Annotated in this window: 6 protein-coding genes and 1 rRNA gene; all 7 read left to right on the top strand. The window is 43.6% G+C overall.

The window, feature by feature from the left end:
- Nucleotides 1-213: 213 nt before the first annotated feature.
- The 7 genes from rrf to ACFO4O_RS15580 all read left to right on the top strand — a co-directional run bounded on the left by rrf (nt 214) and on the right by ACFO4O_RS15580 (nt 7628).
- Nucleotides 214-329: ribosomal RNA gene (rrf, locus tag ACFO4O_RS15610) — 5S ribosomal RNA — on the top strand.
- Nucleotides 330-598: 269 nt separating this feature from the next.
- Nucleotides 599-2323 (top strand): SWIM zinc finger family protein, encoded by a 1725-nt coding sequence (locus ACFO4O_RS15605; protein ID WP_382410201.1) that lies wholly within the window; start codon nt 599-601, stop codon nt 2321-2323.
- 140 nt (nt 2324-2463) lie between these two features.
- Nucleotides 2464-3138, top strand: a complete 675-nt coding sequence (locus ACFO4O_RS15600; protein WP_382410199.1) for an ABC transporter ATP-binding protein — start codon at nt 2464-2466, stop codon at nt 3136-3138.
- The gene (locus ACFO4O_RS15595) at nt 3139-4110 is read left to right on the top strand and encodes an HlyD family secretion protein (protein ID WP_382410197.1); all 972 of its coding nucleotides are present in this window, start codon (nt 3139-3141) and stop codon (nt 4108-4110) included. It abuts the gene before it with no gap.
- Complete coding sequence (locus ACFO4O_RS15590; protein WP_382410195.1) at nt 4103-5101, top strand: HlyD family secretion protein; 999 nt, start codon at nt 4103-4105, stop codon at nt 5099-5101. Before ACFO4O_RS15595 ends, ACFO4O_RS15590 begins: the two co-directional genes overlap by 8 nt.
- Nucleotides 5098-6366: an efflux RND transporter periplasmic adaptor subunit gene (locus ACFO4O_RS15585; RefSeq protein ID WP_382410193.1), complete on the top strand. Its 1269-nt coding sequence runs from the start codon at nt 5098-5100 to the stop codon at nt 6364-6366. The genes ACFO4O_RS15590 and ACFO4O_RS15585 overlap by 4 nt, the downstream gene beginning before the upstream one ends.
- Complete coding sequence (locus ACFO4O_RS15580; RefSeq protein ID WP_382410191.1) at nt 6366-7628, top strand: ABC transporter permease; 1263 nt, start codon at nt 6366-6368, stop codon at nt 7626-7628. The genes ACFO4O_RS15585 and ACFO4O_RS15580 overlap by 1 nt, the downstream gene beginning before the upstream one ends.
- The last annotated feature ends 6 nt before the right edge of the window (nt 7629-7634 follow it).

The raw sequence follows: 7634 nt of genomic DNA, 5'->3' as shown, positions 1-7634 counted from the left end.
TAAAATCGACTGGCAAATAACCTGCTCGCTAAAGACGCGCAAGTATGAGTATGTAGGAGGTAGGCAAGGGTTGTAGGTGACAAGTTAAGACAATCATATAAAGGCAGATTGAGTAGCGACTCTACGTTAAAGAAAAAGCAATTATCAGCATTCCAACATTGTTAACCATTATTGAGAAGTATTGAGCTTTGCTTGATAGTTCAACAGTTAATGTCTGGCGACAATAGCGATACGGTACCACCTGACTCCATCCCGAACTCAGAAGTGAAACGTATTAGCGGCGATGGTAGTGTGGGGTTTCCCCATGTGAGAGTAGCACATCGCCAGACTCCCATTACACAAAAAAGCCTCAGCATACGCTGGGGCTTTTTTGTTTTAGACCCCTCAGAAATCAAAGGTATTATTCACCTAGTTCACTGAGCGCTGATGAACGCCTGTTGTCATGTGCGGTGAGAAGATGCACTTGTTTGTAAGAATAAACGGCAGGCGTGTTGGGCGTTAGTGTTTTTTAAATACTCCTATTTGTGCTATTTTTAAACGTTGTTTCTGTTTTTAAGCATGTTGGACGTGTTGGCACTTAACCGATGGTTTTTAGTTTATGAATGATTTATCCGCGCTAGCTTATCGTTTAGCTGGGCAAAACGCGTATGAAAAAGGCCGCGCTCTTTACAACGATAATTTTGTGAATAACCTCACGTTTACTAAACATACAATACGGGCACAGGTTGAAGGTACTCAGTTATATCAAATAGTGCTCAAAGCAGTCGGCGACTCTTACGAGGGAGCATGCACATGCCCCGCTTCTGAAGGCTTTGACTTTTGCAAACATTGCGTTGCAGTGCTCTTAGCTTATGAAGAAAAGGCTCAGTCATTTGAGAAAATGCGAAACGGGCCACCCGCGCAAAGAGTTCGAGCGCATATAGAGCAGCTTAGCGAGCAAGAAAGCAAGCGAGCGCTCTTTGACATTGTATCTGCAACCCCAGAGCTTCTAGAGCAGTGGCTGTTGGTAGCAGACGTTACTTCAGGCCAAATACAAGCGAAAGACCTAAAAAAGCACTTCACTAAGGCACTTCCCCTTCGCGATATTTGGCGTCACGATAAGGTTAGAGATTACTTCGACAAAGGGTTTCAAGTGCTTAATCGTTTGTTTAACGTGACCGCCTTACTCTCTGAGCAGGAAGCCTTTGATTTAGCTCAATTTGCATTGCAGCGCTACGATAAAATTTTAGAGCGTGTAGACGACTCGGGAGGCTATCGCTTTTCAGTATTTGCGCTATTGGAGAGGCAGCTTGCAAATACCTTTAAGTTGCTCAAATGGCCAGTAGATGATAAGGCCGCCTTTCTTATAAACTTGTATTACGTCGACTATAACCACCTAAGCTTTGACAATATTCCAAATAAATTTATTGCCGAGCAAGATGAGCTCCTTCGCGCTACTTTTTTTCGCTCGCTAAGAACGACGATAGACGCGAAGTCTCGTCTTCTGGAGAACGTCAAGACGTCTGAATCTTTGGTCATAAAGCAAATGACGCAGCATCTGATTACGCATTTTCTTGATGATGGCCAACACAAGTTGGCATTGCTTTATATGACTCAAATCGCAAACAGCATAGATGAGTTTTTTCATATCATAACTTTGGCAACTGATATTCAACAATTCGATATAGCACGAGAATATGCTGCGGTTGCTGCCAATCAGATAAGGATGCATGAAGACAAGGTAAAGCTGACTCGGCTTAATATAGATATAGCGAAAGAAAGTAAGCAATCGGATGAGGAGCTAGAACAGGTTTGGCTGTTGTTCTCGCAAACGCTGCAAATTGACGATTATAAAAGCATGGAGCACCTGTATGAACGATTAGGCAAATCGTTTAAGGCGGTCGAGAAAAAAGCAGAAGCACTATTAATAGCTAAAGTGTCCTCTCAACAAAAGAGCAATCAGGGTAGCGCGATGATGCGTTCGGTTGAAAACTTGATTGAGTTTTATTTATACAGAGAGAAAATCGAACAAGCACTCGCTCTAGCTAAGCAGTATGAACTCGCGCCTGATACCCTTCATGATGTTGCTTTCGCGAGCATGAAAAAGCGACCTAAAGCCAGTTTCAATCTATATCGTCAGCTTTGTTTGTTATATCCTCAGCTAGGTGGACATAAAGATTATGAGGCATGCATATCGTTGCTGAAAGAGCTTGATAAACATATGCCACATGACGCTCAAATGTCTGAGAAGTTTAATCATCTACTCGCTGAATTAGCTGATATATTTAGGTATAAAGAGCCCTTTATTGGCCTATTAGCACAGGCTTTTCCTACACAACGCTGATAAGAGCAATATAGGTATCCGCGACATGGTACTTTAGATAAGCAATTTATATTAACTAGTTCTATCACTATAATGTACTTCACACAGCAAGACGCATATGACATAAATATGCTATCTGCTTTACTCGCGACAGAGCCAATATGCTAGCTTTAAAAAATATTAAAAAACATTTTCAAAATGGTGAAGAGACGGTAACTGCCTTAAACGATGTTAGTTTGACCATTAAAGAAAACGAATTTGTGGCAATTATGGGGAGTTCTGGTTCTGGCAAGTCAACGTTGATGAATGTGTTAGGCTGTTTAGATACACCAAACTCTGGCACTTACCACTTAGACGGCCACGACGTTGCGTCTCTCACTGACGACCGGCTATCACAAATTCGCAATCGCCATATTGGGTTTATTTTTCAAACCTTCCATCTTTTGCCTAAGTTAGATGTTGTGGGTAATGTCAAACTGCCTCTCAGATATTCAGATATCGCAGAAGATGAAGCTAACGCGAGAGCTAGTGATTTAATTGAACGTGTCGGCTTATCACATCGAAAATTCCACAAACCTTTTGAAATGTCGGGTGGTCAGCGTCAGCGAGTCGCTATTGCACGAGCGTTAATTAATAAGCCAAGCGTGATACTTGCAGATGAGCCCACTGGAAATCTTGACAGCAAAACGTCTAACGAGATCATGGATTTACTAACCGAGTTACACCAGTCTGGGCAAACTATTGTGATGGTAACCCATGAGGACGAAATTGCGTCGTATGCACAGCGCGTTGTAAGAATGAAAGACGGCGTGATTATAGATGAGGCGGTCAACTAAATGAAAGTCAGAGTATTTATGTTACTTACATGCAGCTTTTTGCTGTTTAGTGTTTGCACCTCGGCGTTTTCTTTAGATGTGGTCCTAACCGGGCAAGTGAGTTCATCTGCAAAGCAAATTGTGAGCGCGCCGCAAGCTAGCCGATGGCAGATTCAAATTCAGTGGATGGAAGAAGAAGGCAAAGTAGTAAACAAAGGTGATCCGATTGTAGTATTTGACGGCGCAAACGAGCAGTCTCGCCTTGAACAAAATATCGAAACCTTAGACCGCTTAGCCCTTGAACTGAAGCAGCTCGAGCTTGACCAGAATCAGAAAGTCATTGACGCCGAAGGTCGTTTGACCCTTGCCTTACTGCAAGTTGAAAAGGCGCGCATTGAAGCTTCTGTGCCGGTTGATCAAGTAAGCGCTTACGATAAAGGACAGTACGACTTGGCGTTGCAGCGAGCGTTATTAGAGCAGGTCAAGGCGGAAGAGGGACTGGCTAGTGCAAAAAAGGAACGTGCATCGGAGCTGCAAAAGAAAGCAATTGATATTTTGAAAACAGAAGAAGAAATTATTTACCTACAAGAATTATTAGCCAACATGAATGTGGTGTCTCAATATTCTGGGCCAGTAACTTACGCTATGCATCCTTGGAGCGGCACTAAACTCGCGTCTGGCATGAATGTTCAAGCCAGTTGGAAGGTGCTTGATGTTCAGGCAACGGAGTCTTTCTTGGTTGAGACATGGATACATGAGGTTGATGCCGTAGGTATTAGTGAACAGATGAGAGTGTCATTAACCTTAGATGCGCATCCTAATAAGAGCTATCGTGGCAAAATTAAAACCTTGTCTACGCAAACCGAGTCTAAAGACCAATGGAGCGATAGCGCTTATTATCCAGCTATTATTGAGTTTGAGCAAAATCCGGATGTAAAACTCCTTCCGGGTATGAGCGTTAGAATATTGCTAGGAGACCAACACGATGCGTAAATTGATGTTCAACACGCTAATAATAGTGACTACCCTAACATTAAGTGCTTGTCAGGACACACAAGAGGATACACTGAACAACGTGCAACAAGTCGCTAATCTAACTGCGCCTGCTGAGCTCGTATCTCTGCAAGATATAAGCATTGGCCCTCCTAACGTTTCGCGTATGTGGCAATTTAAAATTGAGTACTTAGCAAGAGAAAACGCTATGGTCAAAGAAGGAGATACCATAGTGAAGTTTGATGGGCAAAGTCTACAGAATGATCTTGTTGGCAGAAAGAGTAATTTAGATGCTGCTATTAAAGAGGCAGATAAAAAACGCTTGGAAAACGAAGCGAAACTAGAACAATTAATATTGGATCTAGCAGAAGCGAAAATGCAAAAAGATATCGCGCAGCGGAAAGTTGAGATTACCGACGTGTCGCGCTCTGAGATCGAGCGTAAGAAACAGCAGGCGGAATATAAAATAGCCTTTGAGGCGCATACTCAAGCTCTGCAAAGGGTGGCGCAACACAAAGAAGCGATGCTCGTAAGTAAGCAGGTGCAACTGGCAAAAATAGAAAATGAAAAAGTGCGCGTGCAGCAAATTGAGCAAAGCTTAGCCAAACTTGTGGTTAAAGCCCCCAAAAATGGCATGGTGGTTTATGCATCTGATTGGGGCGGAGAAAAACCCGCGGTAGGAGATACCGTGTATATGGGACGCACGCTCATCAATTTGCCTGCGCTTGATAAAATTGCTGTTAACGTTGAATTCGATGAATCTGCAACGTCCAAAGTCAAAATGGGCGCGCCGGTAAAAGTCACCTTAGACGCTTTTCCTGAGCGTCCGTTTACGGGCGTTATTTCTGAAGTGGGCCAGGCATATCGAAATAAATCACAACGTAATTTAAAGGTCGTGTTCGATGCAAGAGTGACGCTCGATACAACCGATATTGAGATCATGCGACCGGGTATGAAGGCGACCGTTGAGCTATTGAAGGGAGCAGCATGATGATTTTACTCAATCATAAGGCAAAGCGTGTTGTGCTTTGTCTGCTTACCGTGTTTTTATGGTCATGTGCTGATGAGCGCATCTCCACAGTGCCTGAATATCCTGTAGAAGAAATCGACTTTGCCATCCGTGTATCGGGTTTCGGTGAAATAGAAGCCGCACAAGCGCAACGCATTATTTCCCCCGGCATTCGGCCAATGACCTTATCGTGGTTAAAAGAGGAAAATACCATGGTAGAGGCAGGCGATATTATTGCTCGTTTCGATGCTCAACAGATATTGAAAGACAGCCGAGAAGAAGAGTTTGAAATGCGCAAACTCGAACAAGACATTGCGCGAAGCACTGCACAGCAGTCTCAGCAAATGCGAGAAGTTGAATCTGACCAAGTATTTGTTAAACATGAATTTGAGTTTGTTGATAAGTTTGCCATTGACGATCTGCGTATTTACTCTCAGCTTGAAATTATCGATACGCTAGAAAACAGAGATTTTTTGGTCGCAAAAGATGGATTTCTGGACTGGAAAGAAAATAGTATAGACGAGCAAGCCGGCAGTGAAATGGCGGTGTTGGACATCCGCCGACAGGGTCATGCGACAAAGTTTGAAAGGCATCAAAAGGCCTTATCAGGCTTGGAGGTTGTATCGCCATATTCTGGTTTATTGATTTATGAAAAAGACCGCAGAGGCGAAAAACCGTCGGTTGGGCAAACTATTTTCCCCGGTAGACCTATCGCCCAAATACCTAACTTAGACAATATGCAGGCAAAGGTGTTTGTGTTGGCAAATGATGCCATTGACCTTGATGCTGGACAGGCGGTTGAAATTCGTTTGGATGCATTTCCTGATGAGGTATTTAACGGTGAAATCTCAAATGTAGCAGGCTTTCCTCGCTCCATAGAGCGAGGTAACCCTGTGACCTACTATGAGGTTACGGTCTCATTAAACCAGCAGGATAAGAGCATGATGCAGCCGGGGCGTAAGCTTACCGCGAACATTGACGTAAAATTACCTAGTAAGCGATTAGCTATTCCTCTGCAGGCCTTGCACCATGAAAATGGGAGCAGCTATGTGTATGTTAATAATGGCGCTGACTATGTCAAAACGATTGTTGAATCGGGAAGAAAAAATTTGTATTTGGTTGAAATTATCAGCGGTTTGTCTGTCGGCGATGTCATTGCTTTGAGTCCACCGCCTGACGCTGTTGTGGCAAGTACAGTTGTGGCAAGTACCAGTGCAGCGAGTGCTTATCCAAGGTTGTCATCATAATGTGGTTTAAGTATAAAATTTTGGTTCAAGACGCCATTGGTGAGTTGCTATCGCAAAAGTTGCGTACCTTCTTAACGCTGCTGGGTATGATTTTTGGGGTGGGCGCGGTAATTGCCATGTTGAATATTGGCGAGGGCGCAGAGCGTCAAGCGCTTAAGTTAATCGATTCGATGGGTGTCAATAATATTATTGTGAATACCAGAGATGACGTTGGCGAAGAACTTGTGGAGATTCGAGAAGAGTCTTTAGGTCTGAGTATCGGAGATGTAAATGCGGCGCTTGCTACTTTGCCCTTCGTTGATGATTTTAGCGCCAGTAAAATAGTAAAAGTACATGATATTTACAGCGACTATAACAAGTCACAAGCCGAAGTGCTTGGGATTACGACCAGCTATTTTGAGCATGGTAATTTGAACTTGGAGGCGGGGCGGTTTTTAGACGAGTCTGATGAGAAACGCGTGGCGCAACATGCAGTGTTAGGCGCAGACGCGGCAAATGAGTTATTTGCAAATGCAAATGCAAACATGAACACTGAGCAAATGATTGGTCAGTTCGTGAAAGTGAATCATGTGTGGTTGCGTGTGGTGGGAATTCTGTCGGCGCCGGAGGGCGGCAAAAACGAATTTCAGGGGGTGAAAATTGGAGGAGACCGATATCGTATATTTATCCCGCTTTCTACTAGTTTACAAAAATTCGCCAGTGACTTTTTAGCGAGCGAACTCGACAGCTTCAAGCTAAGTATCGTAAAAGGAACTGACCCGGTGATTGCCTCTAAGGCGATAGATAGTCTATTAGAACTGCGTCATGGCGGTTTAAAAGATTACTACATGATTATTCCTGCAGCGCTGCTTGAGCAGCAAAAACAAACTCAGCAAATATTTAATATTGTGATGGCTTGTGTAGCGGGTATCTCTTTATTAGTCGGCGGTATCGGTATTATGAATATCATGTTGGCTAACGTCATGGAGCGCACCAAAGAGATTGGTCTACTGCGAGCGGTTGGCGCTACGCAGGAAGATATACGGCTGCAGTTTATTGCTGAAAGCTTCACTATTTCTGTAATGGGGGGCTTGTTAGGAATATTCTTTGGGTTGGTGCTGTCTGAAATCATAGGTTTTTATTCTGGATGGGCGGTAAGTTGGTCCATCCCAGCTATTTTTCTATCGTTGAGTATTTGTATGATAGTGGGTGTTGGCTTTGGCGTTTTTCCGGCCATTAAGGCCTCCAAGCTTAATCCTATTGATGCGCTCCACAGCGATTAGAACAAC

Origin of the sequence: Glaciecola siphonariae, assembly GCF_042652645.1 — a bacterium.
Taxonomy (GTDB): domain Bacteria; phylum Pseudomonadota; class Gammaproteobacteria; order Enterobacterales; family Alteromonadaceae; genus Glaciecola; species Glaciecola siphonariae.
This window is presented reverse-complemented; position numbering and strand designations above follow the sequence as displayed.